Origin of the sequence: Kribbella sp. VKM Ac-2566 (assembly GCF_004366005.1) — a bacterium.
Lineage (GTDB): Bacteria > Actinomycetota > Actinomycetes > Propionibacteriales > Kribbellaceae > Kribbella > Kribbella pratensis.
Genome location: NZ_SODT01000012.1, coordinates 494,504 through 521,376, shown reverse-complemented (window position 1 = coordinate 521,376; position 26,873 = coordinate 494,504). Strand labels below are relative to the sequence as shown.

At 67.8% G+C, this 26,873-nt stretch carries 27 protein-coding genes; 16 read left to right on the top strand and 11 right to left on the bottom strand.

All coding sequences use genetic code 11. The features are described 5' to 3' along the window. Positions 1-30 precede the first annotated feature (30 nt). The 5 genes from EV647_RS29615 to EV647_RS29595 are packed head-to-tail and all read right to left on the bottom strand — an operon-like array spanning position 31 to position 4,895. A complete protein-coding gene (locus EV647_RS29615; RefSeq protein ID WP_134008671.1) occupies positions 31-1,122 on the bottom strand; it encodes a Gfo/Idh/MocA family protein in 1,092 nt (363 codons plus the stop codon). Further along, the gene (locus tag EV647_RS29610; protein WP_134008668.1) at positions 1,115-1,885 is read right to left on the bottom strand and encodes a ThuA domain-containing protein; all 771 of its coding nucleotides are present in this window, start codon (positions 1,883-1,885) and stop codon (positions 1,115-1,117) included. Before EV647_RS29610 ends, EV647_RS29615 begins: the two co-directional genes overlap by 8 nt. 23 nt (positions 1,886-1,908) lie before the next feature. Next, positions 1,909-2,712, bottom strand: coding sequence for a carbohydrate ABC transporter permease (locus EV647_RS29605; RefSeq protein WP_134008664.1), 804 nt, complete (start codon positions 2,710-2,712; stop codon positions 1,909-1,911). Positions 2,713-2,722: 10 nt separating this feature from the next. Further along, on the bottom strand, positions 2,723-3,661 hold the full coding sequence (locus EV647_RS29600; protein WP_134008661.1) for a carbohydrate ABC transporter permease: 939 nt from the start codon (positions 3,659-3,661) through the stop codon (positions 2,723-2,725). A 4-nt stretch (positions 3,662-3,665) separates the two neighbouring features. Continuing rightward, positions 3,666-4,895: an ABC transporter substrate-binding protein gene (locus EV647_RS29595; RefSeq protein WP_134008658.1), complete on the bottom strand. Its 1,230-nt coding sequence runs from the start codon at positions 4,893-4,895 to the stop codon at positions 3,666-3,668. A 148-nt stretch (positions 4,896-5,043) separates the two neighbouring features. On the opposite strand from EV647_RS29595, the gene EV647_RS29590 reads away from it, so the two are divergent. Further along, positions 5,044-6,108 (top strand): LacI family DNA-binding transcriptional regulator, encoded by a 1,065-nt coding sequence (locus tag EV647_RS29590; RefSeq protein WP_134008656.1) that lies wholly within the window; start codon positions 5,044-5,046, stop codon positions 6,106-6,108. Here the strand turns inward: EV647_RS29590 and ilvY are convergent. Together ilvY and EV647_RS29580 are read right to left on the bottom strand one after the other, a co-directional pair. Next, positions 6,032-6,865, bottom strand: coding sequence for an HTH-type transcriptional activator IlvY (gene ilvY / locus EV647_RS29585; protein ID WP_134008653.1), 834 nt, complete (start codon positions 6,863-6,865; stop codon positions 6,032-6,034). The two genes, EV647_RS29590 and ilvY, sit on opposite strands and share 77 nt — an antisense overlap. Positions 6,866-7,091: 226 nt before the next feature. Continuing rightward, positions 7,092-7,961 (bottom strand): LacI family DNA-binding transcriptional regulator, encoded by an 870-nt coding sequence (locus tag EV647_RS29580; protein WP_134008650.1) that lies wholly within the window; start codon positions 7,959-7,961, stop codon positions 7,092-7,094. A gap of 73 nt (positions 7,962-8,034) precedes the next feature. Here EV647_RS29580 and EV647_RS29575 point away from each other — a divergent pair, with 73 nt between their 5' ends. The 6 genes from EV647_RS29575 (at position 8,035) to EV647_RS29550 (ending at position 14,673) form a co-directional block, all read left to right on the top strand. Beyond that, on the top strand, positions 8,035-9,243 hold the full coding sequence (locus tag EV647_RS29575; protein ID WP_134008647.1) for an ROK family transcriptional regulator: 1,209 nt from the start codon (positions 8,035-8,037) through the stop codon (positions 9,241-9,243). Between the two features lie 136 nt (positions 9,244-9,379). Continuing rightward, the gene (locus EV647_RS29570) at positions 9,380-11,074 is read left to right on the top strand and encodes an ABC transporter substrate-binding protein (RefSeq protein ID WP_134008644.1); all 1,695 of its coding nucleotides are present in this window, start codon (positions 9,380-9,382) and stop codon (positions 11,072-11,074) included. Between the two features lie 13 nt (positions 11,075-11,087). Next, positions 11,088-12,077: an ABC transporter permease gene (locus EV647_RS29565; protein ID WP_133789372.1), complete on the top strand. Its 990-nt coding sequence runs from the start codon at positions 11,088-11,090 to the stop codon at positions 12,075-12,077. A 12-nt stretch (positions 12,078-12,089) separates the two neighbouring features. After that, positions 12,090-13,001, top strand: a complete 912-nt coding sequence (locus EV647_RS29560) for an ABC transporter permease (RefSeq protein ID WP_134008641.1) — start codon at positions 12,090-12,092, stop codon at positions 12,999-13,001. Further along, positions 12,998-13,876: an ABC transporter ATP-binding protein gene (locus EV647_RS29555; RefSeq protein WP_134008639.1), complete on the top strand. Its 879-nt coding sequence runs from the start codon at positions 12,998-13,000 to the stop codon at positions 13,874-13,876. Before EV647_RS29560 ends, EV647_RS29555 begins: the two co-directional genes overlap by 4 nt. Then, the gene (locus EV647_RS29550) at positions 13,873-14,673 is read left to right on the top strand and encodes an ABC transporter ATP-binding protein (RefSeq protein ID WP_134008636.1); all 801 of its coding nucleotides are present in this window, start codon (positions 13,873-13,875) and stop codon (positions 14,671-14,673) included. The genes EV647_RS29555 and EV647_RS29550 overlap by 4 nt, the downstream gene beginning before the upstream one ends. Before the next feature lie 49 nt (positions 14,674-14,722). Here the strand turns inward: EV647_RS29550 and glmM are convergent, their stop codons facing one another. The 3 genes from glmM to rplM are packed head-to-tail and all read right to left on the bottom strand — an operon-like array spanning position 14,723 to position 17,077. Then, positions 14,723-16,069 carry a phosphoglucosamine mutase gene (glmM, locus tag EV647_RS29545; RefSeq protein WP_133789375.1) on the bottom strand — a complete coding sequence of 449 codons (1,347 nt, stop codon included), beginning with the start codon at positions 16,067-16,069 and terminating at the stop codon, positions 14,723-14,725. A 7-nt stretch (positions 16,070-16,076) separates the two neighbouring features. Further along, positions 16,077-16,598, bottom strand: coding sequence for a 30S ribosomal protein S9 (rpsI, locus tag EV647_RS29540; RefSeq protein WP_131286310.1), 522 nt, complete (start codon positions 16,596-16,598; stop codon positions 16,077-16,079). Between the two features lie 35 nt (positions 16,599-16,633). Continuing rightward, positions 16,634-17,077, bottom strand: a complete 444-nt coding sequence (rplM, locus tag EV647_RS29535; protein WP_131286311.1) for a 50S ribosomal protein L13 — start codon at positions 17,075-17,077, stop codon at positions 16,634-16,636. 285 nt (positions 17,078-17,362) lie between these two features. Between rplM and EV647_RS29530 the strand changes: the two genes are divergently transcribed. From EV647_RS29530 to EV647_RS29490, 9 genes are all read left to right on the top strand, one after another. Then, the gene (locus EV647_RS29530; protein WP_238157372.1) at positions 17,363-18,649 is read left to right on the top strand and encodes a citrate synthase; all 1,287 of its coding nucleotides are present in this window, start codon (positions 17,363-17,365) and stop codon (positions 18,647-18,649) included. 152 nt (positions 18,650-18,801) lie between these two features. Then, the gene (locus EV647_RS29525) at positions 18,802-19,380 is read left to right on the top strand and encodes an RNA polymerase sigma factor (protein WP_238177451.1); all 579 of its coding nucleotides are present in this window, start codon (positions 18,802-18,804) and stop codon (positions 19,378-19,380) included. Further along, complete coding sequence (locus EV647_RS29520; protein ID WP_134008633.1) at positions 19,377-20,210, top strand: hypothetical protein; 834 nt, start codon at positions 19,377-19,379, stop codon at positions 20,208-20,210. Before EV647_RS29525 ends, EV647_RS29520 begins: the two co-directional genes overlap by 4 nt. Before the next feature lie 76 nt (positions 20,211-20,286). Further along, positions 20,287-21,288 carry a LacI family DNA-binding transcriptional regulator gene (locus EV647_RS29515; RefSeq protein ID WP_134008630.1) on the top strand — a complete coding sequence of 334 codons (1,002 nt, stop codon included), beginning with the start codon at positions 20,287-20,289 and terminating at the stop codon, positions 21,286-21,288. A gap of 81 nt (positions 21,289-21,369) precedes the next feature. Then, positions 21,370-22,638, top strand: coding sequence for an extracellular solute-binding protein (locus EV647_RS29510; protein WP_166680459.1), 1,269 nt, complete (start codon positions 21,370-21,372; stop codon positions 22,636-22,638). After that, a complete protein-coding gene (locus EV647_RS29505) occupies positions 22,635-23,486 on the top strand; it encodes a carbohydrate ABC transporter permease (protein ID WP_202871192.1) in 852 nt (283 codons plus the stop codon). The genes EV647_RS29510 and EV647_RS29505 overlap by 4 nt, the downstream gene beginning before the upstream one ends. Beyond that, the gene (locus EV647_RS29500) at positions 23,479-24,318 is read left to right on the top strand and encodes a carbohydrate ABC transporter permease (RefSeq protein ID WP_134008624.1); all 840 of its coding nucleotides are present in this window, start codon (positions 23,479-23,481) and stop codon (positions 24,316-24,318) included. The genes EV647_RS29505 and EV647_RS29500 overlap by 8 nt, the downstream gene beginning before the upstream one ends. A gap of 9 nt (positions 24,319-24,327) precedes the next feature. Beyond that, complete coding sequence (locus EV647_RS29495) at positions 24,328-25,668, top strand: sulfatase-like hydrolase/transferase (RefSeq protein ID WP_134008621.1); 1,341 nt, start codon at positions 24,328-24,330, stop codon at positions 25,666-25,668. 141 nt (positions 25,669-25,809) lie between these two features. Beyond that, a complete protein-coding gene (locus EV647_RS29490) occupies positions 25,810-26,283 on the top strand; it encodes a DoxX family protein (RefSeq protein ID WP_134008619.1) in 474 nt (157 codons plus the stop codon). A 35-nt stretch (positions 26,284-26,318) separates the two neighbouring features. Here the strand turns inward: EV647_RS29490 and EV647_RS29485 are convergent, their stop codons facing one another. Beyond that, positions 26,319-26,774, bottom strand: a complete 456-nt coding sequence (locus tag EV647_RS29485) for a nuclear transport factor 2 family protein (protein ID WP_134008616.1) — start codon at positions 26,772-26,774, stop codon at positions 26,319-26,321. Positions 26,775-26,873: the final 99 nt, after the last annotated feature.

The following is a 26,873-nucleotide window of genomic DNA, read 5'->3' as shown; positions in this document are numbered from 1 at the left end:
CCGCACCGCCCCGTTGCAGGAACTGAAAGATCAGGGTTCCAGGCCGACGGCCTTCAGCGGATTGGGCCACGCCGTGAGCGCCGCGTGCAGCGCTGCGTCCTGGGTGGTTGCCAGGGCTTCGGTGTAGGCGGCGGCGATGACGTCAGCGATACGGACGGGTACGCCGGTGTTGGCCGAGAGTACGGCGGCCTCGACCATGGCGATGCTGACGACGTTGGAGTGCACCTCGGACTGCGGGATCGTCGAGCTGCGGACCGCGTCGACGAACTCGACCAACGAACCGGCGATCTCCTGTGGTTCGTCGGCCATCACCGCGGGCAGTGCCTCGCCGGACGCCAGTTCGGCGACCGGTCCGTTGTCCCCGTCCCAGGTCGCCGTACCGCCGGGGGTGCTCGCGCGCCAGCGGCCGTTCCACGATGTCTCCAGTCCCGCCGCGCACCAGCTGCCGGTGAAGGAGAAGCGGGTGCCGTCGGCGTACCTGAAGATCGCGGACGCGGCCGCGTTGCCGTCGAACCAGCTCCAGGACGGGTTGTACGACTCGCAGTACACCGACACCGGCTCCGACCCGATCAGCTTGCGGGACAGGTCGAACTGGTGGATCGCCATGTCGACCAGGAGCGGCTCGGCCATCCGCTCCCGGAACCCGCCGAAGTGCGGAGCCTTGTAGAACTCGCACGACAGCGTCCCGATCGGGCCGAGCTCGGCGAGCTGACGCTGGAACGCCGCGACGGCCCGGAAGTACCGGCGGGACTGCGAGACCATCAGCAGCTTGCCGCTCACCTCCGACGCCGCGACCATCTGCAGACACTCGCGCACCGTCTCGGCCAGCGGTTTCTCGCAGAGCACCGGAAGCCCACGCAGCAAGGCGTCCACGCTGACCTTCGGATGCGCGAGCGGAACTGTCACGTCGATGACCGCATCCGCCCGGTCGGCCAGCTCGCCGAGCGAGGCGGCCACCGGTACGTCGCCGAACCCGTGCTCGTCGGCCGCGGCCCGGGCCACGTCGACGTCGAGGTCGACGAGTCCCGCGAGGACGACGTCCGGGTTGGCGGCGATGGTGCGCAGCCAGGCGCGCCCCATCCCGCCGGCGCCGACCTGCAGCAGTCGCAAGGGTTCAGGCATCGGCAGGCTCCTCGATGGGTCCGGTGTACCCATGTCCGTTGAAGAAGTCGCCGGTCTCGTAGCGCAGCAGCGTCGGCACCGCGCGCTCGGGCCGGTCGGAACGGGCCCAGGCGACGCCGTTCGCAATCACCTTACGCACGTCCTTGTGGTGATAAACCGGGTAGTCCTGGTCACCGGGCGAGAAGTAGAAGATCTTCCCGTGCCCGCGGCGGAACGTGCAGCCGGAGCGGAACACCTCACCGCCGGAGAACGACGACACGAAGACCAGTTCGTCCGGGACCGGGATGTCGAAAAACTCGCCGTACATCTCCTGCTGGTCGATCACGATCGGATGCGGGACGCCCTGCGCGATCGGATGGGTCGGGGCGACCGTCCAGACCAGTTCGCGGTCCCGTTCGCTGCGCCAGCGCAGGGTGCACGTCGTACCCATCAGCTTGCCGAAGATCTTCGACCAGTGCCCGGAGTGCAGCACGATCAGGCCCATCCCGGCCAGCACGTGCTGGTACACGCGGTCGACGACCTTGTCCTCGACCTCGCCGTGCGCGGCGTGGCCCCACCAGACCAGTACGTCGGTTTCCGCCAGCACCTCCTCGGTCAGACCGTGCTCGGGCTCGTCGAGGGTGGTCGTGGTGACAGTCGCCTCGAGGTTCTCGCGGATCCCGGCGGCGATGGTCTCGTGCATGCCGTCGGGATAGATCTCCCGGACATGCGGTTCCACCTGCTCGTGCCGGTTCTCGCCCCAGACGAGTACGCGAATCGTCATAGTTCTTCCTTGTGTGTAAAGGGTTATTTGACGGCTCCGCCGATGGCACCGGCGGCGATGTACTTCTGCGCGGCGATCAGCAGCACGATGGCCGGGACCGCCGAGAGGACCGCGGTGGCCATCACCGCGTTCCAGTTCTGCACCTGCGTGCCGAGGTACTGGTAGATCCCCAGCGTGACCGGCCGGACGCCGCCCTTCGTGGTCAGCGTCAGCGCGAACAGGAAATCGCTCCAGGAAAACAGGAAACTGAACAACCCGGCCGTGATCAGCGAGTTCTTGCTGATCGGCAGCACGATCGCGACGAACGCCCGGAACAACCCGGCGCCGTCGACCCGCGCTGCCTCCACCAGCGACGGCGGCAGCGAGAGCATGAACGACCGCAGGATCAGGATCGCGAACGGGATCCCGTTGCTGCAGTTGGCGACGATCAGCCCCGGGATCGAGTTCAGCAGGCCGATCCGTTCGTACGCCGTGTACAGCGCGTTCGCGATCACGATGCCCGGAATCATCTGTGAGATCAGGATCGCGAGCAGCCCGACCGACACCCAGCGGGACCGGAACTGCGACAACGCGTACGCGCACGGGGTCGCGATCGCCAGACTCAGCACGACGGTCCCGGCCGCGATGATCAGGCTTGTGACGAGGTTTCCGCCCTGCTCGTCGAGAGCGCGTTTGTACCCGGAAAACGTCGGATGCAGCGGCAGGAATCCAGCAGTGAGCGTGTTTCCGGACGGCTGCAGCGAGGCGTTCAGCATCCAGTAGACCGGGAACAGCATCACGCACAGGATCAGTACGCCGATCACGGTGTACGCCGTACGTCGCATCATGCTCTTCCCCCTACTCGTCGACGGCACGACGGGTGCCGCGCAGGTAGAAGATCGCGAACACGAACGAGATCGCGATCAGGATGTTGGACAGCGCCGCACCCTGGCCGAACTTGAAGTCGACGAAGGACTTCTCGTACGACTGGGTCGCCAGCGTCTGGGTCGCGTTCGCCGGTCCACCGCCGGTCAGACCGAGGATGATGTCCAGGACCTTGATCGTGTAGACGACGCCGAGCATCAGCACCACGCTCGCGACCGACCGCAGGTTCGGCCAGGTGATGTGGAAGAACGCGCGCCGGCCGGTGGCGCCGTCGAGCTGGCCGGCCTCGTAGAGCTCGTCGGGGATCTCCGCGAGACCGGAGTACAGCAGGGTCACGTTGAACGGGATGCCGATCCAGATGTTCACGCCGATCACCGCGATCAGCGCGACCGACGGCGAGTTCAGCCAGGGCACCGGATCGCCGATCAGGTGCAGCTTCAGCAGCGTGCGGTTCAGGATGCCGCTGTCCTGTTCGAGGATCGACCGCCAGGTCGCGCTCGACACGATCAGGGGCAGCAGCCACGGCAGCAGGAGCAGCGAACGCAGCAGACCGCCCAACGGGAACTTCTTGTGGAAGAACAGCGCCAGCCCCAGCCCGATCACGAACTGGAAGGCGATCGACCCGATGGTGAACAGCGCGGTGTTCACCATCGCGTCCGAGAACAGCTTGTCCGTCACGACCGTGCTGTAGTTCTTCAGCCCGACCCACGGCGCGACCCCGGTGAAGAAGGTCTTCAGCCCGTAGTCCTGCAGGCTCATCAACAGGTTCTTCACCACCGGGTAGCCGAACAGCGCCACCATCGCCACCACGGCCGGCAGGACGAACAGGACCTTGGTGAGGGTCTCGCCCCGGTGGCGCCGGCCGCGCGTCTTCGCGCGGCCGGCCACCGTCGTACGTGTGAGCGTCACCATGCCGTCAGCCGCCGGAGGCCTGCTTGAAGGCGTCCTGGGCCGAGGCCTTACCGGTCAGCGCCAGCTGGATCGCCTGGTAGATCACCTTCGCGGCGTCCGGCCACTTGTCACCCAGCTTGCCGGTCCGGGCCCGGGCCGTCTTCACCTGCTCGGCGAACGCCTTCATCGACGGCACCTCCTTGGCGTACTGGTCCAGCAGCGCCGTCTTGGTCGGGAGGGTGAACCGGGCCTTCGCCCAGGCCAGCTCGTTCTCGTCCGAGTTCAGGCACTTCACGAAGTCCGCGGCCTTCTGCTGCTTGGCCTGGTCCTTGTTCAGCGGGACCGTCCAGGCCTCACCGCCGAGCGGCGCGACCGGCGTCTGGTCCGGCTTGTTCAGCGGGAACGTGACCACGTCCCACTTGACGTTCGGGACCTTCTCCAGCGCCGGGATCTGCCACGGGCCGTTCACCATCATCGCGGCCTTACCCGCCGCGAACTGGTCCTTCGCGTCGCCTTGCGTCCAGTTGATGACGCTCTTCGACGCCGACCCCGACTTCACCAGATCCACCCACAGTTGCAGGGCTTCCGCCACCTGCGGGCTGGTCAGATCGGTCTCGTCACCGCCGTTGGTCCACATCGCCGGCAGGAACTGCCAGGAACCTTCGTACGTCGCGTTGGCGTTGAACGCGATCCCGTACCGGCCGGGCTTGGTGAGCTTCTTCGCCGTGGCCTTCAGCTCGTCCCAGGTCTTCGGCGGCTGGACGCCGGCCTCGGCGAGCATGTCCTTGTTGTAGAACAGCGCGATCGTGTTCGTCACCGGCGCGAGTCCGTAGAGCTTGCCCTGGTACGACGTCGCGTCGACCATGCCCTGAATGACGCCGTCGGCGTTCAGACCCATGTCGTTCAGGGGCGCGAGCGCACCGGTCGCGGCGATCTGCTGTACGTCGGGATTGTCGAGCATGAGCACGTCGGGAAGCGTCTTGGACGACGCCTGCTGCAGCACCTTCTGGATCAAGGTGTCACCAGGCACCGTCTCCCGCTGGATCGTGATGCCGAGCTTCGACGCGCAGGAGTCGAGTCCCTTCTGCACAAGGGACTTGTCCGGGTCGTTGTTGTAGTAGTCCAGGATCGTGAGGCTCTTGACGCTGTCGCCGGACGAGGCGGGCGACTGGCCGCCGTTGTCACCGCAGGCGACCAGCAGGAGCGACACCGTCGTCGCACCCGCCAGCGCGGCGGCGATCCGCTTGCTGATCATGACATCGGACTCCTTCAAAGCGTTTGACCGAGGAACGTGCGGACTGCAGAGAAGCTTGTGGATTGTGCGGTAAACCGCTTAACTGAGGCGTTGAAGGACTATGTTCCGTACGTCACACCGCTGTCAAGAGTTCGGAGGGGGTCGATCGATGGTCACGATGAAAGACGTCGCTCAGCGGGCCGGGGTCTCGATCGCGACCGTCTCGTTCCTGCTCAACGACACCAAACCGGTGACGGCGGCGACCCGGGCGCGGATCGAGCAGGCGATGCTCGACCTCGGGTACCGCCGCAACATGGTCGCCCGCGCGCTGGCCAGCCGGCGGACCCACATCATCGCGATGGCCTACCCGGCGCTCGAGCACCGGTTCGGGATGTCGACCTCGGAGTTCTTCACCAGTGCGGCCGAGGCGGCGCGCAAGGACGACTACCACCTGGTGCTGTGGCCGGTCGGCAACGACGGCGTCGAGCTACGCGAACTGCTGGGGCAGGGCCTGGTGGACGGCGTCGTACTGATGGAAGTCCAGTTGGACGACCCACGGATCGACGTACTGCAACAGGCCGGCACGCCGTTCGCGCTGATCGGGCGTACGACGGAGCTCGAAGGGTTGTCGCACGTGGACATCGACTTCGACACCACGGTCGAGGACGCGGTCAGGCACCTGCGCGAGCACGGGCATCACGAGCTCGTGCTGATCTCCGGCGATCTGGACGATCCGCGGTTCCACGACTACGGCCCGTGGGTCCGCACCGAGGAGGCGTACCGCCGCGTGGTCGCGTCGTACGACCTGCCGATCAGGATCATCCCCTGCTCCGACACCACCCAGGCCGGCAAGGCCGCCGCCGCGCGAGTGCTGACCGAGTACCCGGAGGCCACGGCGATCCTGGTCCTCAACGAGTACGCCGCCCTGGGGGTCGTCGCCGGCCTCAAGCACACCGGTCACGACATCCCCCGCGATTTCTCCGTCCTGTCCCTGCTGACGGTCCCCGAAACCGCCGCGATGGCCGATCCCGAACTCACCATGATGCGCACCCCCGGTCCCGAACTCGGCCAGCTGGGCACGCAGGCCCTCCTCCGCCAGCTCGAAGGCGACGACCTGCTCCCGCCGCAACTCGTCCCCGCCAAGCTCTGCCCCGGCGCTACGGTCGCAGGTCCCAGAGCGCCGCGATCAAAGGGCGGTGCAGGTCGGCGCGGCGCGCGCAAAGCCCGATCGTGAGTGGTTCCAGGTCGGCCGGCAGTTCGGTCAGCTGATCGCGTACGGCGGACGACTCGAGCACCAGCCTCGGAACCACCCCGGTTCCGCAACCCAACGCCACCAGCGCGAGCAGCGCCTCGTGCCCGTCCGGCTCAGCCGCGATCACCGGCTTCACGCCAGTCTTCCGGAACCAGCGGAACGCAGCTTCGCGAACCAGCCCTCGAGCAGGTACGACGTACGGCCCGTCGGACGGGCTCTCCCGGGCTTTCACCAGGACGAGGTCGGTGACTGCGACGGGCCGGCTCACCAGGGTTTGCGGGAGGCGCTTGGGAATGCCCGCGACCGCGGCATCCACCTCACCTTCGTCCAGGCGGGCAAGGGCGGCGGCCGCATCACCGGTGCGGATGTCGAGACGAATCTGCGGATGTTCTTCACGCAGCGGCGCCAGCAGGTCCGGCAACAGGGTCTGACAGGCGGTGACAGTGGCGAAGATCCGGAGCTCGCCGCTGAGACCGGTCGGTTCGGCGGAGCCGGATCGGTAGTCCGCCCACAGCTCCAGCGCTTGCTCGGCGTACGCCGTGAAGCGTCGCCCCTCCGCGGTCAGCACGACACCCCGCGGCCCGCGATCGAGCAACTGCGCACCGACCCGGGTCTCCAACCGCTGGATCGTCCGAGTCAGCGTCGCCGCACTGACATGACACTCCAGACTGGTCCGCCCGTAGTTGAGCGTCCGAGCCAGATGCAGAAACAACTCCAACTCACGATGCTCTGCACTCACGTCAGGGTCACCTCTGGCCTCGACCTTCACGCGGTCCTGCCGACACGCGCACCAGCATCGTCGCAGCCACCCAGATCGCACCGAACACGAGGGGATCCGGCTCTCCTGTCCGATGTGTGGGTGGTGATCAGGCCGATCAAGGCTCGGGGGTTATCCGGCCGTCTCACCGGAGCATCACCTGTCGACCGTGCACATCACACAACCCGCGACGAGCACGACCAAGCCGTCACGCATCTGCCGGGAGTCGTGTCCCCGGCTCCGCGGTTGACTGAGCAAGTCGGATCGTCGGTTTCGGGACCTGGTACGTCGTGACCTCGCCGCCCTCCATGACCGTGAGGATCGCCTCGCCGACGATCGTGCCGAGGCCGTGGACGTCGACGGTGACGACGCTCAACGGCGGATGCGCCAACCGGGCGACGGCCGTGTCGTCCCACGCGATCACGGACAACTGATCGGGGATGCGGACGCCCAGGTCCTTGGCCGCGGCGAGACCGCCGATCGCCATCAGGTCGTTGTCGTACACAACGGCCGTCGGGACCTGGCTGCCGGTCAGCAGCCGTCTGGTCGCCTCCCGGCCCGCGTCCTCGGAGTAGTCGCCTTCGATGACCCGGCCCTGCACGTCCTGCTCCGCGCACGTCTCCATGAACGCGTCGTCACGCGCCTGGCAGTGCAGCATGTCCCGCGGACCGCTCACCCGGGCGATGTCGCGATGCCCGAGATCCGCGAGCGCGCGAACGGCCGCCCGGGCGCCCTCGGCGTTGTCGACGAGCACGTTCGTGATCGGCGCCTGCAGTTCCGGCCCGCCGAGCAGCACCGCCGGCACCCCCAGCCGCTCGAGTTCGGCGAGCCGCGCGTCGTTCGCCCGGAGGTCGACCATGACGATGCCGTCCACGTGGTCGTTCGCCACCCAGCGCTGCCAGGTCGCGATCTCGTCGGCGATATCGGCCGCGAACTCGATCAGCAGACTCACCCGCCGCCCGTCGAAGACCTCCTCGATCCCCTGGACGACGTCGGCCATGAACGGCTCCATCCCGAGCAACCGCCCGGGACGCGCCAGCACCAGCCCGGCGATCCGCTCCCGCGTCACCTGCTGCATACACTGCCCTCCAAGGCCATCTGAGCCACTATATTCACAGACCTAACAAACTCGGCAGAGAGCGGATGTCCCGATGCAGCAGGTCAGCGACGCTTCGCGGTCACCGGGTTACGACCCGGCGCCGACGAACAGCCGTGCCCTCATTGTGGACAGCATCCGCTCCGCGGGCACGGTCAGCCGGGTGGAACTCACCCAGATCACCGGCCTCACCGCCCCCTCGGTCACCACGCTGGTGCGGCGCCTGATCGACGACGGGCTGGTCGACGAGGCCGGTCGCGGCTCGTCCACCGGTGGCAAGCCTCGCACGATGCTGCGGATCAGGGCAGCAGCCCGGTACGTCGTCGGCGTCCATCTGAGCGCCGACAGCCTGACGTACGTGCTGGTCGACTACGCCGGCGCGGTCGTGGCCCGCTGGCGGCGCGCCGGGCCGGGCGAGGACAGCGATCCGGAGCAGGTCGTGGAGCGGATCGCGACCGAGACCACCGAGCTGATCGAGCGCTCGGGCATCGACCCCTCGCTCGTCCTCGGACTCGGCTTCGTGTGTCCCGGGCCGCTGATCCGCAACCGCGGCGTCACGTCCGCGCCGCCGTCGATGACGCACTGGGTCGGCTTCCCGATCCATCGGCGGCTGGAGGAACGGCTCGGCCTGCCCGCGCTGCTCGAGAACGACGCGACCGCGGCCGCCGCGGGCACCCGGCTCACCACCAGCCACGACGTCTCGGTGATGGCCGCGCTGTTCATGAGCGAGGGCATCGGGTCCGGCCTGCGGCTGAACGGCAACGTCTACCAGGGTGCCCACGGCAACGCCGGCGAGGTCGGGCACATCTGCGTCCAGATCGGCGGTCCGCAGTGCTGGTGCGGGAGCACCGGCTGTCTGGAGGCGATCGCCGGTCCGGCCACGGTCGTCGCCAAGGCGCGCGCGGCGGGGCTCGATCTCGGATCACCACGGCGTACCGGGGTCGCGGCCTTCGCCGCCATCGCCCGGCTGGCGCTGACCGGCGACTCCCGGGCCGAGGCGATCCTGCGGGACTCCGCGTCCTGGCTCGCGCTCGGCGCGCAGACGATCACCAACATGTACGACGTCCAGCTGCTGGTGCTGACCGGGCCGGCGTTCGCCGTCGCCGGGACGATCTACCTGCCGATCATCCAGGAGCGGATCCTGAGCTCTGCGTTCGGGCGTGCCGTGGACACCGAAGTGGTGCTCGACGAGCGCGGTCACGACGCCGCCGCGATCGGCGCGGCACTGATGATGCTGCGGTCCGAGCGCGCGATCTCGGCCTGATTCCACACCCTTCGCTGTCGAACCGTTACTGGTCTAACCCTTGCGCCTTGTTTATTAGGCGAACTAAGTTACGGCCAGCTTCCCTGGCGGGTGCCGGGGCACGCGTTCGACGACCGCGTTGGAAAGGAATCGATCAATGCTCCGGAACCCGACGAACCGCCCACGGGTGCGGCGCCTGGTGAGCGCCGCAGCCGCTGCGACCGCCACGGCGCTCCTGCTCGCCGCCTGTGAGGGCGCCGCGGCCGGCAACCAGACCGCCAACAAGGACGCCTCGATCACCGTCGCGGCCGGCGACATCACCACCGAGAACTTCAACCCGTTCAGCAGCACCGCGCTGCAGCCGACGCTGGGCGTCATCTACGAGCCGCTCTACTGGTACAACTTCGCGAAGCAGTCCGACCCGACGCCAGTGCTCGCCACCGGCTTCTCGTGGAACGCCGCCGGGACCGAGCTCACCATCAAGCTCCGGCACGATGTGAAGTGGAACGACGGCCAGCCGTTCACGGCGAAGGATGTCGCTTTCACGTTCAACCTGGTCGCGAAGACACCGGCGCTGAACCCGTCCGGCCTCGCCGCGACCGCGAAGGCGACGTCGGACGACACCGCCGTACTGACCTTCAAGACGAAGTCCTTGATGCAGGAGCCGGCCGTGCTCGCCAACCAGGCGATCGTTCCCGAGCACATCTGGAAGGACATCAAGGATCCGACGACGAACCTCAACAAGAACCCGGTCGGCACCGGTCCGTTCAAGGTGAAGTCGTACACGCCGCAGAGCTTCGTGCTGACGAAGAACGAGCAGTACTGGGAGGCGGGCAAGCCCACCATCAAGGAGGTGCGCTACCTCCCGGTGACGTCCGCGGACGCAGCCAGCGCCGCACTCGTCGCGGGCAAGGTCGACTGGGCCAGTGCCTACCTGCCCGGCATCGACAACATCATGAAGTCCGGCAAGAACCTCACCTACGTGAACACGCCGGTGATGACGACCGTCGTCGTGACGTGTTCCAACGCGGCCCTCGGGTGCACCGGGCCGCAGACCGATCCGGCCGTGCGCAAGGCGATCTACCTGGCGATGAACCGCGAGCAGCTCGCGAAGCTGGCCGGCGGTGGCGTCGCGGGTGTCGGCTCGCCGACCATGCTGCTCCCGGGCCGCGACGACAACTGGATCGCGGACGCCGGTACGGCGAAACTGCCGCAGAGCGCGAACGCGGACGAGGCCGGCAAGCTCCTCGACGCGGCCGGGTGGACGAAGGGCAGTGACGGCGTACGGGCCAAGGACGGCAAGCGGCTGTCGCTGACCGTCCAGACCGTCACCGGGTGGAGCGACTACATCCTGATCAACGACACCCTCAAGCAGCAGCTGGCCGCGGTCGGCATCGAGCTCAAGCCGAGCCAGGTGTCCTGGAACGAGTGGAACGCCGCCCAGACCAACGGCAAGTTCCAGCTGTCGCTCGACTCTGTCGGCCTCGGCGCGTCCACGAACCCGTACTTCACCTACGACAGCAAGCTCGCCACGACGAACACCGCCCCGGTCGGCAAGTCCGCATCGGCCGGCAACCAGTCCCGGTTCTCGAACCCGGCCGTGGACGCCGCGCTCAAGACGGCCGCCGGTACGACGGACCAGGCCGCGCAGAAGGCGGAGTACGCGAAGATCCAGTCGATCATCGCCGACCAGCTGCCCTACATCCCGGTCTACGTGAACTCGATGCTCACCGAGTTCAACACCTCGCGCGCGACCGGCTGGCCGACCAAGGACAACATGTACGTCCTGCCCGCGGCCTGGAAGGCGTGGGACGCCGGCATCGTCCTCAAGACGATCAAGCCCGCCAGCTGAGCGCGGGGCGTCTGTGCGCTATCTGCTGCGGAAACTCGCCTTCTACGTGGTCGCCCTCTGGGCGGCCCTGACGCTGAACTTCCTGGTTCCCCGGCTGATGCCGGGGAACCCGGTCGACCTGATGCTGTCCAAGCTCGCGACCAAGGGCCCGGTCACGCCGACCACCCGGAACGCGATCGAGGCTCTGCTCGGCACGGACACTCATTCGTCGCTGTGGAACCAGTACTGGACCTACCTGCACCACCTGGTCACCGGCGACCTCGGTACGTCGATCGCGTACTTCCCGGCGCCGGTGTCCCAGGTCATCGGCCAGACACTGCCCTGGACCGTAGGCCTGATCGGTCTCGCGACGGTGATCTCGTTCGCGATCGGAATCCTGCTGGGACGCGCCGCCGGCTGGCGGCGCGGTTCCTGGGTCGACAACCTGATCCCGGTCACCACGATGCTGCAGTCGGTGCCGTACTTCTGGCTCGCACTGCTGCTGCTCTTCCTGCTCGGCAGCACCTGGCCGGTCTTCCCACTGAGCGGCGGGTACGACGTGTACTCCGTGACGCCGGGCTGGAGCCTGCCGTTCGCGCAGTCCGTGCTGTACCACGGAGCCCTGCCGGCGTTGACGATCGTCATCTCGTCGGTCGGCGGCTGGATGCTCGGCATGCGCAACATGATGGTCTCGACGATGTCCGAGGACTTCGTCGTGACCGCCGAGGCGAAAGGTCTGACCCCACGCCGGATCCGGTCCCGGTACGTCGCCCGGAACGCGGTCCTGCCGTCCATCTCCGGGTTCGCGATCTCGCTCGGTTTCGTGGTCGCCGGCTCGATCGTCACCGAGGCGGTGTTCTCGTACCCGGGAATCGGCTCGGCACTGCTGCTTGCCGTCGGCAACAACGACTACGCGCTGATGCAGGGCGTCTTCCTGATCATCACGCTCGCGGTCCTCGGCGCGAACCTGCTCGTCGACCTCCTGTACGGCGTCATCGACCCACGCACCCGTGCGCGGTCCTAGAGAGGGGCGACCATGACAGCAACCACTGAAGGCGCAGTCGCCGTGGCGGCGCCGATCCGCCGCCGGTCGTTACCGCCGATGACGCTCAAGCTGGCCGTCGGTCTGGGTATCGCCGGCCTGATCATCCTGTTCGGGGTGCTCGGTCCGCTGCTGGTCGGCAACCCGTCGACGGTGCGGGACGTCGGCCTGACCGGTCCGGGGAACGGTTTCCTCCTCGGCACCACGCAGAGCGGTCAGGACGTGTTCGCCCAGCTCGCCTACGCGACCCGCGGCTCGCTGATCATCGGCGTCGTCGTCGGCGCGATCACGCTGCTGCTGTCGTCGTTCTTCGGCGTCGTCGGCGCATTCATCGGCGGCTCGACCGACGAGGCGTTCTCGCTGTTCACCAACATCATGCTGGTGATTCCCGGTCTGCCGCTGGTGATCGTGATCTCCAGCTACGTACCGAACAAGTCGATCTGGCTGGTGGCGGCAGTCCTCGCGATCACCAGCTGGGCCGGGTCCGCGCGGGTTCTGCGCGGCTTCACGCTCAGCGTGCGCAGCCGCGACTACGTGCTCGCTGCCCGCATCGGCGGTGAGAAACGCTGGCGGATCCTGCTCGTCGAGATCCTGCCGAACCTGATCCCGCTGCTCGCGTCGCAGGTCGTGTTCGCGGTGATCTTCGCGATCCTCGGCGAGGCCGGCCTGTCCTTCCTCGGGCTCGGTGCGTCCGGATCGTTCACCTGGGGCACGATGCTCTTCTATGCACAGAACGGGCTCGCGCTCCGGCTCGGCGCCTGGTGGTGGTTCGCGCCGCCCGGCCTGGCGATCGCGCTCTTCGGCGCGGCGCTGTCGCTGATCAACTTCTCGATCGACGAGATCATCAACCCGAAGCTGCGCGCGCAGACCCGTGCCGAACGCAAAGAGTGGAGCGTGCAAGCGTGAGTGTGCTGAGTATCGAGAACCTGAGCATCGACTACCGCGCCGAGACGACCGTGCACGCCGTACGCGAAGTCTCGCTCACTCTGGAACGCGGCGAGATCCTCGGACTCGCGGGTGAGAGCGGCTGTGGGAAGTCGACGCTGGCGTACGGGATCACCCGCCTGCTCAAGCCGCCGGCGGCGATCACCGGCGGGCGCGTCGTGTTCTCGTCCCGCGAGGGGTACGACATCGACCTGTCGACCCTGGCCGGCGACGACCTGCGCGCGTTCCGCTGGGACAAGATCGCGATGGTCTTCCAGGGCGCGATGAACTCGCTCAACCCGGTACTGCGGATCTCCGAACAGCTCGAAGACGTGTTCATCACCCATCGGCCCGAACTGAGCAAGGCAGAGCGGCGCATACGCTGCGGTGAGCTGCTCGAACTCGTCGGCGTCGACCGGAACCGGCTTCGCGCCTATCCGCACGAGCTGTCCGGCGGGATGCGGCAGCGCGTGATGATCGCAATGGCACTGGCCCTCGATCCGCAGGTGCTGATCATGGACGAGCCGACCACGGCGCTCGACGTCGTCGTCCAGCGCGAGATCCTCCGGGAGATCACGCGGCTGCGGTCGGAGCTGGGGTTCGCGGTCATCTTCATCACCCACGATCTGCCGCTGCTGCTCGAGATCAGCGACCGGATCGCGGTGATGCGGGCCGGGCTGATCGTCGAACTGGACGACGCGCTGACGCTCTACACGAAGCCCAAACACCCGTACACGAAGCGATTGCTGTCGTCCTTCCCCAGCCTGACCGGCGAGCGCGGCGGCTTCGTACGGACCGGCGAGATCGCACTCGACGTCGCCTTGGACGAGACCGATCAGACCGTGGAGGCACTATGAGCGTGCTGGAGATGCGCGATGTGGTGAAGGAGTACCGGCTGCGCAACGGTCTGCGGACCACGCGGCTGCGCGCCGTCGACAACGTGAGCTTCGAGCTGACGCCGGGCCGGACGATCGCGCTGGTCGGGCAGTCCGGGTCGGGCAAGTCGACGATCGCCAAGTTGCTGATGCAGCTCGAACGGCCGACGTCCGGGGCGATCCTGGTGGACGGCGAGCCGATGCGTTACCACGGTGCGCCTGCCGCGGCGTACCGGAAGGCCGTGCAGATGGTGTTCCAGGACCCGTTCGCGTCGCTGAACCCGTACCACACGATCAGCCATCACCTGGAACGGCCGGTGAAGCTCCATCACCCCGACTTCACCCGCGAGCAGGTCGGCGAGCGGGTGCTCGAGCTGCTCCGCCGAGTCCGGCTGGACGAGGACTTCGCGCACCGCAAGCCGCACGAGTTGTCCGGCGGTCAGCGGCAGCGCGTCGCGATCGCCCGGGCGCTCGCCCCCGAACCAGCGATCCTCGTCGCGGACGAGCCGGTGTCGATGCTCGACGTGTCGATCCGGCTCGGCGTACTCAACCTGCTCGGGACCCTGCAACGCGAGGAGAACCTCGGCGTCCTCTACATCACCCACGATCTCGCGACCGCACGGCACTTCAGCGACGAGATCATGGTGCTGTACGGCGGTGTCGTGGTCGAACGCGGTCCGGCGGACGACGTGATCCTGAACCCGCAGCACGAATACACCCAACTTCTCGCCGAAGCAGCCCCGGCCCCGGAACGCCGCATGGCCGAACTACACCCGTGAACAACAAGTACGCCGGAGAGGATGACCTCTCCGGCGTACTTTGCTGTCTTCAGAGCTTCAGCGAAGAAGCGACAACGTCCGCGAGCGAGTGGGCGATCTCGTCGGCCGTGTCCGAGGACTCGGCCTCGACCATCACCCGGACGAGGGGCTCGGTGCCCGACGGGCGGAGCAGCACCCGGCCGGTGTCGCCCAGGCGCGTGGTGGCCTCGGCGACGGCGGACTGCACCGCGGGGTCGGTGCCCGCGCGGGACTTGTCCACGTTCTTCACGTTGACCAGGACCTGCGGGAGGCGGGTCATCGCACCGGCCAGATCGGCCAGGGTCTTGCCCGTCTGGGCCACCCGGGCGAGCAGCATGACCGCGGTCAGCGTGCCGTCACCGGTGGTCGCGTGGTCGGACAGGATCACGTGCCCGGACTGTTCACCACCGAGCTTGTGGCCGCCGGCCTTCATCGCCTCGAGCACGTACCGGTCGCCGACCTTGGTCTGCTCGACCGCGATCCGCTCCCGGACCATCGCCTGCACGAAGCCCAGGTTGCTCATCACGGTCGCGACCACGGTGTCGTTCGACAGCCGGCCGCTGTCACGCATCGCCAGCGCCAGGATCGCGAGGATCTGGTCGCCGTCGACGAGCTCGCCGTTCGCGTCCACCGCCAGGCAGCGGTCCGCGTCACCGTCGAGCGCGATCCCGACATCGGCGCGGTGCCCGACGACCTCACGCTGCAGGCCCTCGATGTGCGTGGACCCGCAGTTCAGGTTGATGTTCAGCCCGTCCGGGGCGGCGGCGACCGTGATCACCTCGGCGCCGAGCCGGCGCAGTGCCTCCGGCGCGGTCTGCGAGGCCGCGCCGTTCGCGCAGTCGATCACGACCTTGAGACCGTCGAACCGGTTCGGTGCCGAGCGGACCAGGTGCGAGACGTACGTCTCGAAACCCTGCCCGTCGTCGGTCACCCGGCCGACGGACGCGCCGGTCGGGCGCTGCCACTCCTCGCCCATCCGGGCCTCGATGGCGTCCTCGATCACGTCGTCGAGCTTGATCCCGCCGCGGGCCAGGAACTTGATGCCGTTGTCCGGCATCGGGTTGTGGCTGGCCGACAGCATCACGCCGAGGTCGGCGCCGGTCGAACCGGTCAGGTGCGCCACGGCCGGGGTCGGCAGCACGCCGAGCCGGACCACATCGACGCCGGCGCTGGCCAGGCCGGCCACCACGGCGGCTTCCAGGAACTCACCACTGGCACGCGGATCCCGGCCCACAACGGCGCGTGGCCGGTGCCCTTCGAAGGCACCGGCCTCGCCGAGTACGTGAGCTGCCGCGACCGAGAGGTCGAGCGCCAGCTCCGCGGTCAGGTCCACGTTCGCCAGGCCACGGACTCCGTCCGTGCCGAACAAACGCCCCATCAGGTGATCAGCGCTTGCTGTACTGAGGCGCCTTACGGGCCTTCTTGAGACCGGCCTTCTTGCGCTCCTTGATCCGCGCGTCGCGGCTGAGCAGACCGGCCGACTTCAGGCCCTTGCGGTTCGCCTCACGGTCGGCGTCGTTCAGGCAGCGGGCCACGCCGAGCTGCAGCGCGCCGGCCTGGCCGGTGATGCCGCCGCCGTTGATCCGGGCGATCACGTCGTACGAACCCTCGAGGCCCGCGACGACGAACGGCTCGTTCACGTGCTGCTGGTGGACCTTGTTCGGGAAGTAGACGTCGAGGTCCTTCCCGTTGATCTTCCACTTGCCGGTGCCCGGGACGATCCGAACGCGAGCGACGGCCTCCTTGCGACGGCCGGTGGCGCCGGCCGGGTTGATGACCGCGACCCGACCCGTCTCGGCGCGCTGCTCCGGAGCCGGGTTCGTCTCGGAGGTGTAGGCGACCGGGCCCTCGGTGTCGATGGGGACCTCGGTGTCGAACTCTTCGGTCTCGGTGGTGATGTCGCTCACGCTGTGAATCCTCGTTTACCTGGTTCGTCGATCGCTTACTGGGCGATCTGGGTGATCTCGAACGGCTTCGGCTGCTGCGCCGTGTGCGGGTGCTCCGGACCGGCGTACACCTTCAGCTTGGTCAGCAGCTTCCGGCTCAGGCGGTTCTTCGGGAGCATGCCCCAGACGGCTTTCTCGACGGCCTTGCGAGGGTCCTTGTCGAGGATCTCGCCGATCGGCGTCGCCGTCAGACCACCCGGGTGTCCCGAGTGGCGGTACGCCAGCTTGTCGGTCCGCTTGGTGCCGGACAGGGCCACCTTGGAGGCGTTGACGACCACGACGAAGTCGCCGCCGTCAACGTGCGGAGCGAACGTCGGCTTGTGCTTGCCGCGCAGCAGGGTGGCGATCTGGACGGCGAGCCGACCGAGCGTGACGTCGGTGGCGTCGATCACGTGCCACTCGCGAGTGACGTCAGCAGGCTTCGGGCTGTACGTGCGCACGGTCGTTGACCTTCGTTTCTCAGAGGTTGAACAAAACTGGACGTCGGCGAGCGGTCAGCCGACAAGACAGTGTCTGTACCGGACCTGGAACGCACAACAGCAGCCCAGAATACCGGCGCGGCCACGTTCGGGTCAAAGCGAGCCCACACGCCGAGGGGCCCCCGGCTTGGAAGCAGCTGAGGACAGCACTAGTTTAGCGGTGAAGATTGCAGTCCGAATCGCGTCCCGCCGGCTGATCTACCCTCATTCATCCAGGCGATGACGCCAGCTTCCGAAGAGGGCATTGTGACCGAACAGTCGCTCACCGTCCGGGACAACCGGACCGGCAAGGACTTCGACCTTGCCATCACCGATGGCACCATCCGTGCCGCAGACCTCAAGCAGATCAGCGCATCCGACGGCGACGGTGGCCTGGCCACCTACGACCCCGGCTTCGTCAACACCGCGTCCTGCCGTTCCTCCGTCACCTTCATCGACGGCGACAAGGGCATCCTGGAGTACCGCGGGTACCCGATCGAGCAGCTCGCCGAGCAGTCGAACTACCTCGAGGTGGCCTACCTGCTGGTGAACGGCAAGCTGCCGAACAAGGCGGAGTACGAGGCCTGGGCGCACGACGTGACGTATCACACGTTCGTGCACGAGAACCTGAAGACCTTCATGCAGGGCTTCCGGTACGACGCGCACCCGATGGGCATGCTGCTGGCCTCGGTCGGTGCGCTGTCCACGTTCTACCCGGAGTCGCGCAACATCTTCGACGAGGAGTCCCGGGCGCTGCAGATCCGGCGGCTGATCGCGAAGATGCCGACGCTCGGCGCGTTCGCGTTCCGGCACGCCCAGGGCAAGCCGTACGTCTACCCGGACAACGAGCTCAGCTACACGGCGAACTTCTTGTCGATGCTGTTCAAGATGAGCGAGCCGAAGTACGCCGCCGACGACCGCCTGGTGCGGGCGCTGGAGATCCTGTTCATCCTGCACGCCGACCACGAGCAGAACGCCTCCACGAACGCGGTCCGCGCGATCGGCTCGACCCAGGTCGACCCGTACACCGCGGTGGCCGGCGGGATCGGCGCGCTCTACGGCCCGCTGCACGGCGGCGCCAACGAGGCGGTGCTGAAGATGCTCCGCCGGATCGGCTCGATCGACAACGTGCCGTCGTTCATCGAGGGCGTGAAGGCCGGCGAGGAGCGGCTGATGGGCTTCGGCCACCGGGTCTACAAGAACTACGACCCGCGGGCCAAGATCATCAAGAAGGCGGCCGACGACGTCTTCGAGGTCACCGGCATCAACCCGCTGCTGAAGATCGCCGTGGAGCTGGAGAAGATCGCACTGGAGGACGAGTACTTCGTCTCCCGCAAGCTCTACCCGAACGTCGACTTCTACTCCGGCCTGATCTACGAGGCGCTGCAGTTCCCGCCGGACATGTTCACCGTGCTGTTCGCGATCCCGCGGACCTCCGGCTGGCTGGCCCAGTGGCTGGAGATGCTCGGCGACGGCGACCAGAAGATCGCCCGCCCGAAGCAGATCTACACCGGCGCCCGAGGCGTCCAGTACGTCCCGATGGGCGACCGCTGACCCCGGAAGAAGATCTCGACCAGCCGCCGCGAAGCGCATCTGCTTCGCGGCGGCTGTTTTTGCGGCCGCGGAGAAATGCCTGTCCGACCGGGAACCCGCCCGCTCGCACCGACACCTAACGATCGCAAGGGCCATCGTGAGGGGAGTGCTGAGTGAGCGGCATACGGGCTTTGCCTGTGGTCTCGGACCGGGTTCTGTGGGATCAAGCCGCGGCCGGCGACTCCGAGGCGTTCGCGCAGCTGTACGACAGGCACGCGCGGGCGATCTACAACTTCCTGCACGGCCGGACCGGGTCCTGGAGTGACGCGGAGGATCTGACGTCCGCGGTGTTCCTCCAGGCCTGGCGGCGACGGGCCGACGTCGTACTCGATCGTGACTCGGCCTTGCCCTGGCTGCTGCGGACGGCCGACTACACCGTCCGCAACGAGTGGCGGAGCAAGCTTCGCTACCGGCGCGCGCTGGCCGCCGCGCATCTCATCCACAGCGAGGTCGAGGACCCCGCGGACAACGTGGCGCGGCGCCTCGACGACGACAGCCGCATCCGGGCGGTCCAGGCGGCGCTGAAACGCCTGCCCAGACAGGAACGCGAGATCGTCGAGCTGTGCGTCTGGGCCGGACTCGATCAGGCCGCGGCGGCGGTAGCGCTCGACGTACCGATCGGCACGGTCAAGTCGCGGCTGTCCCGCGCCCGCAAGCACCTGCGCGCACTCGATCTGGAGACCCCGGCATGAACATTTTGCTGCCCGACGGCGACCTGCGCCCGTCGACCCGCGACCGTCAGCGCGACGAACTGATCGCGATCCTCGAGAGCGAGTCAGGTACACCGTCACGCCGCCGACTGCTCGTTCCACTGGCCGCGGTCGCGGCGGTCGCCCTGATCATGGCTCTCGGCTTCGCTCTGAGGAACGGCAAGCCGCGCGTCGAGGAGGTTGCGTCGGCACCCGCGGTCGAGCCGTTGAGCGCGGCGGAGAAGGCGCATCTCGGTCAGCGCTGCCTGGTCAGGTACAACCTCGCGACGTCCACGGGCCACGCGGTCCTCGACGGCTTCCGGTTCGTGAACCCGCCCAGCGACGCCGCTGTCCGGACGTGGGTCGTGGGCTACGGCGACGGTCTCTGGGTGAACTGCGGGTTCGACCAGGCCGGAGTCGTGGTCTCGGGCACCGCGGCCGCACCGCGGCTGGGGTTGTTCAACGAGGTGCAGGCCGGTGGGCAGGGCAGCGGCGCCTACGTGAAGTCGATCGCGCGGATCACCGTCACGCCGGTCGGCAGCAGCCCGGTCGAGGCCGTGCTCCGCAACGGCTTCTACTACGCCCCGGTCAGGTCGGTGCCGGCCGGCAAGGCGCCTGCCGGCAGCAACCCCCGCCCGTACGTCGTTCGCGGGTACGACGCAGGAGGGAACCTCGTCTACGCCAGCGCCGAGACCGAGGCCGACCGCAAGGCCGAGCAGATCGCCTGCCGCGCCGACCCGAAGGGGCGTACGTACTCCTGGATCGGCTCGGAAAGACCCCTCCCCGCACCCAAGGACTGCCGTCCCAACCTCCCCTGGACCTGGCTGCCCTGACCTGCTGGTTAATGTCTAGCAAATTAACCAACTATGGGGTGTTGACCGGTTGTGGGACCAGGTTAATGCTTTCACCATGAGCAGGGAAGGTCGTACGACGCTTCGGGACGTGGCTGAGGCCGCGGGGGTCTCCGTCGCGACGTGTTCGTACGTGCTGAGCGGGCGGGCGGACCGGACCACCCCACTGCCGGAGCCGACGCGGCGGCGGGTGGAGGAGGCGGCGGGGCGGCTCGGCTATAAGGGCAACACCGCCGCCCGGAGTCTGCGCCGGCAGCGCTCGGAGCTGGTCGCGATCGTCTACGCGCCACCCGTCGGACCGTGGCTGGACCACCTCACCGCGCAGTCCGAGGACATCGCCGCCGCCCACGGCTACTCGGTGATCGGAGTCCCGGTACGCCGCCTGGACCGGGCCGCCCAGTCGCTCCGGGTCATCACCCGTGGCCACGTCGACGGCGCGATCTTCGTCGGCGGACTGAGCGACGAGCTCGACCTCACCACGGCCCGCCGGTCCACCCGTGCCCTGATGGCCTTCAGCGACACCCTCGAGATGCCGGGTGTCGACGTCGTCCGGAACAACGCCCGGACAGCGCTCGCGGAGGCCACCACCTACCTCATCGACGCCGGCCGGACGCGCATCGCGTTCCTCTCCCACACCGGCGCCCAGGAGGACCGCTACCTCGGGTACGTCGACGCACTGCGGCGCGCCGGCCGCGAGGTGGATCCGGGCCTGGTGCGGATCGGTGCCGCCGCCCGTGAGGACGCGGTCCTCGTGGTGCGCGAACTGCTCGACGCGCCGAATCCCCCGGACGCGATCGTCTCGGAGTCCGACCGCGGTGGATTCGCTGCGCTGCAGGCAGCCGTCGACCGGGGCGTCAAGGTGCCGGACGACCTGGCCGTGATCGGTACCGGCAACACCCGGGAGGCGTCGTACTCCCAGCCGCCGCTGACCAGCGTCGGCATGCATCAGCTCGACTTCACCGAGATGGTCGAGGCGCTGTTCGCGCGCATCGACGATCCCACGCTGCCCGCCCGGGAACTGAACATGTCCTGGGTGCTGAACCACCGCGCATCCGCGTAGCTCGCGCCCGAGCCTGCGCCGTGTCCGCCGTTCGAAAGGTTTGTCATGCCCCCTGTCATGCACCCTGTCATGCACCCAGCCATGCCCTCTGGCACGCCCGCGTACAACCGCCGATCGTTCCTCCGGCTCGGCCTCGGCGTCACCGTGCTCGGCGCGGTCGGGGCGGGCTGCGCACCTGCCAAGCCCGCCTCCAAGAAGGCGGACAGCCGGACGTTCACGGTCTACTGGAACGCCGGCCACGGGTACCAGGCCTACAAGGAAGTGATCGACCAGTTCGGCAAGGACCACGACCTGCAGATGAACTGGCAGAAGTTCCAGTGGCCGGACCTGACCACGAAACTCACCGCGGATTTCCGTTCCGGAAACGTTCCGGACCTCGTCGAAGAAGTTTCCGCCGGCACCGGAACGCAGTACGGACTGGCCGGCAACGTGCTGGCCCTGGACGACTTCGCGGCCGCGGACAAGGAATTCGGTTTTCCGGGTGATTTCCTGGACCAGGCGGTCGTCGCCCGCCAGTACGAGGGCAAGACCTACTCGATCCCGCTGCACCTGACGGCGAACGGGCTGCTGTTCTACAACAAGGCGATGGTCGAGACGCCGCCGGCGACCTGGGACGAGTTCCTCGAGGTCGCGAAGTCCACCACGAAGGACAAGGTGTCCGGCTGCGCGCTGAACTCGGACGCCAGCTACGCCGCGCCGTACTACAACCAGCAGAAGGTCGACTTCAGCGATGTCGCCGCGAAGCAGTTCCTGCAGCCCGCCGACGCGGCACTCCAGGCCATGCAGTGGATGCAGGACCTGGTCTACACCCACAAGGTCTCCCCCGCGCCGGTCGCGACCACCGACTACTCCGGCCCCCAGAAGTTGTTCTCCGCCAAGCGGGCCGCGATGTTCGTCTCCGGACCGTGGGACATCGGACCGATCCGGCAGGGCAGTCCGGACATCGAGCTCGGTCTCGCGGTACCACTGACCGGCGCCGTGCAGTCCGCCGCGATGGCCGGGTCGGGTCTGATGATCCCGGCGAAGGCCAGGGACCCGAAGCTGTCCTGGGAGCTGATCACGAAGCTCGCCGCCGTGAAGGTCGAACTCGCCGCGACCAAGGAGGCCGGGATGTCGATGCCGCGCAAGAGCTGGGCCGCCGACCCGTCGGTCGCCGCCGATCCGAACCTGGCAGTCATCGCCAAGGCCCTTGCCGTGGTGGCGAAACAGGACGTCGCGCTGTCCGCGAGCGGGAAGGCCGCCCAGATCAACGACCTGTGGAAGAAGGCCTACCAGCAGATGATCATCCAGCACGCGCCGGTCGGGCCCACGCTGGACGACTTCCGCAAGCAGGCCGGGGCCGCGCTGTGATCCGTCGCCGGCAGGCGCTGACCGCATGGCTGTTCCTCACCCCGGCAGTGCTGTTCTTCGTCCTGCTGTTCTTCCTCCCGATCGGCAACCAGCTGCTGACCGGGCTGTACGACTCCGACGGCGCCTCCTTCGCCGGGCTGGGCAACTTCAGCCGGGCGTTCCGCGATCCGGAGGTCCTGCACTCGTTCCTGATCACGCTTGCCTACGCGGCCGGCACTCTGGTCGTCGGTACGGCGGTGGGCCTCGGGCTGGCCGTGATCCTCAACCAGTCCCTGCGCGGCCGCACGGTGTTCCGCTCGGTGCTGCTGATCCCGTACCTGACGTCGGTGTCGATCATCGGCCTGCTCTGGCGGAACATCCTGGACCCGCAGGTCGGCATCCTCAACCGGCTGCTCGAGGCGGCGGGCCTGCCCGGGCAGACCTGGCTCAGCACGCACCCGCTGGCCACGATCGTCGGGATCACGGTCTGGTCGGGCGCCGGCTACACGATGGTCCTGTTCCTCGCCGGGCTGCAGGGCATCCCGGGCCTGTACTACGAGGCCGCGCGGATCGACGGCGCCGGGCCGTGGCGCCGGTTCTTCGCGATCACGCTGCCGCTGCTCGCCCCGACCACGGTCTTCGTCTCGATCATCGGGCTGATCAGCACGCTGCAGCAGTTCGCGCTGCCGTACATCGTCACCGGCGGCGGTCCCGGCAACGCGACCTCGCTGTACGCGCACCGGCTGTTCCTGGTCGCGTTCAACGACAACGACTTCGGGTACGCGTCGGCGCTGTCGCTGCTGCTGCTGATCGTCGTACTGATCCTGTCCCTGGTGCAGCTGCGGATCGGGGACCGGGCCCATGCATGAACAACTGCGTGAACGACTGTTCCCCGGCGACCGCGTCGCGGCGTACGTCGTGCTTGTCGTGCTCGGCCTGGTCACGGTGCTACCGCTGCTGTACATGATCGTGCTCGCGCTGCAGAGCGACGGCGAGGTGCAGTCCGGCGACCCGGTCCTCTGGCCGGATCACCTGCAGTGGCAGAACTTCAGCCGGTTGTTCGAGGCTGCGCCGTTCGGGCGCTTCTTCGTGAACAGCTTCGTGATGGCCGGTGCGATCACCGTCTCGCACCTGATCTTCGACCCGCTGGTCGGGTACGTGTTCGCGAAGCTGGACTTCCCCGGCAAGTGGATCGCGTTCGTCGCGGTCCTGTCGACGCTGATGGTGCCGTTCTTCGTCCGGATGCTGCCGATCTACTCGATCTTCGCGAGCCTGGGGTGGATCGACAGCTACCAGGGCCTGATCGTGCCGTTCCTGATGGATGCCTACGGCATCTTCCTGATGCGGCAGTTCATCCGGCCGCTGCCGGACGAGCTGATCGAGGCGGCCCGGGTGGACGGCGCCGGCGAGTTCCGGATCTACCTGCGGGTGATCCTGCCGCAGTGCAGGCCCGCCCTGGCGGTGCTCGGCCTGTTCACGTTCGTCTTCCAGTGGAACGAGTTCCTCTGGCCGCTGATCGCCACCAGCCGGACCGAGATGCGCACGCTGCCGATCGGTCTGACCCTGTTCAACCAGGAGTACTTCACGCAGTGGAACCTGACGGCGGCCGGCGCGCTGATCCTGTTCGTGCCGACCGCGATCTTCTTCGTGATCACCCAGAAGTTCCTGGTGGAAGGCATCGCCCTCTCCGGACTGAAATGAGACCTCTTGATGCGCCCCAATGTGATCGTCTTCTTCACCGACCAGCAGCGCTGGGACACCGTCGGCGCGGCCGGATGCCCGCTCGGGCTGACCCCCAACCTCGACCTGATGGCCCGCCGCGGCACGTTCTTCGAGACCGCCTGCACCACGAACCCGGTGTGCGCTCCGGCCCGGGCCGCGATGCAGACCGGAATGTTTCCGACAAACACCGGCGTTTTCCGCAACAACGTTCCGCTGCCGACCGACGCGGCCACGCTGGGCCGGCTGTTCGGTGACGCGGGCTACCGGACCGCCTACATCGGCAAGTGGCACCTGGGCACGCAGGATCCGGTCCCGGCCGAGGAGCAGGCCGGGTATGAGTACTGGCTGGCCTCCAATCTGCTCGAGTTCACCTCCGACGCCTACCGGACGGTGGTGTACGACGGAAACGAGGAACCCGTTTTCCTCCCCGGGTACCGCCCGGACGCGCTGACCGACGCGGCCATCCGCTACGTCACTCGTGTGTCGGCCGACGACCGCCCCTTCATGCTGTTCCTCTCACTGATCGAGCCTCACCACCAGAACGAGCACGACGACTACCCGGCACCGGAGGTCTACCGGGACACCTACACCGGTGCGTGGCTGCCACCGGACCTGGCGACACTGCCCGGTACGGCGCACCAGCACGCGGCCGGGTACTACGGCCAGATCAAACGCGTCGACGAGTGTCTCGGCCGGCTGCGGGACGCTCTGGTGAGCCTCGACCTCGCCGACGACACGCTCCTGCTCTACACGTCCGACCACGGCTCACACTTCAAGACGCGGAACAGCGAGTACAAGCGCTCACCGCACGACGGATCCGTCCGCGTGCCCTTGGTGGTCGAAGGGCCCGGGTACCGCGGTGGCTCGCGCGTGACCGCACCGGTCAGCACGGTCGATGTCGTGCCGACCCTGCTGGACGCGGCCGGGATCGACCTGCCCGACCATCTGGACGGGCTGCCGCTGCGGGAGTCCCGTCGCGACGCAGTGCTCATCCAGGTCAGCGAGTCCGAGGTCGGCCGCGCGCTGCGGACACAGCGGTGGAAGTACTACGTGCACGCCCCGGACGCCGGCGACGTACCAGCGGCCGGGTCCTACACGGAGCGGGCGTTGTACGACCTCGACGCCGATCCGTACGAGCTCGACAACCTGATCGACAGCGTCAACCACCAGGATGTCGCCGCAGAGCTACGGGCGCGGCTCGTCGACGAGATCGCCGCGATCGAAGCACAGTCCGTCACGGTGTCGCCGTACCCGGAGCCGAGGGACCGCGGACGATTCCCGGAGACCACGGTCCGCCGGCTGAAGCTCGACGGGCGCCGCCTCGAGTGACGGCGTACTCCCCCAGGCCTCAGGGTCTCCCTGAGTCGTACGACGGTCGGCGTAGCGGAAGTGCCGCCGGCCGCCCGACGCGGTAGGCCGGTGCTTTTCGCGAACCTGTTCGTGACATCGACAGCGAACAGGGAGACCACCATGAATGCCTTGCTCTACAAGGGAAATCGAGCCGCGGAGTGGCTCGGGCAGCGCAGCGTCGACATCCTGCGGGTCAGCCTCGGGCTGATCTTCCTGGTGTTCGGCGTGCTCAAGTTCTTCCCCGGGGCCAGCCCGGCGGAGGCGCTGGTGATGCGGACCATCGACACGCTGACGCTCGGCGTCGTCCACGGCCGGTCGGCCGTACTGCTGACCGCGGTGATGGAGTGTTTCATCGGGCTCACGCTGGTGTCCGGCCGGCTGCTGCGGACCGGGCTGCTGGTGCTCGGCTTCTCGCTGGTCGGGATCATGTCGCCACTGGTGCTGTTCTTCGGCGATCTGTTCCCGGGCACGCCGACGCTGGAGGCGCAGTACGTGCTGAAGGACGTCGTCCTCGCGGCAGCCGGGCTCGTCGTCGCGGCGAAGGCTCTGACGGCGATGCCGGTGCGGATTGGAGACGGCCCCGGGCGGGCTTGATGCCGCGGTCCGGGGCCGTCCGGCGCCTCTGCCGACTACGACGCGGCCGGGGCGCCCGCCGGTTCCGTCAGGTGCGCGACGAGTTGGTCCACCTGGCCGCGGGCGCGGATCATCGCCAGGTGGTCGATGTAGTCCCGGGACTCCACGATCAGCCCGTCCCGCACCCGCAGCACGAAGATCCCCGGCACCCGGAACGGCTCGCCGGTGGCCACGACCGTCCCGGCGTACTCGAACTCGGCCACGATCACCTCGGGGTCGGTGGTCTGGTGCACCCGGATGTTGTCCGGCTGGAAGCGCACCACCTCGGCGACCTGCGGGCCGACCCCGCCGAAGTGCTCGCGGAGCGCGTCCCGGCTGAGCAGCGGGTGGTCGCCGTACGGGTTCATCGGGTGCCGGACGTCGGTCTGCTCGGCGTACAGCTCCGGCAGCACGGCGAAGTCGCGATCGGCGACGCCGTGCACGAGTTTCAGGAAGACCTCTTCAGGAGTCATCGGATTCCTCACGGGTATAAACGGAGTGATGACTTCGAATATATGGAGTCACGACTTCGTTTACAACCTCGGCGGCGTTCGCGGCGTCTTCTAGGCTGA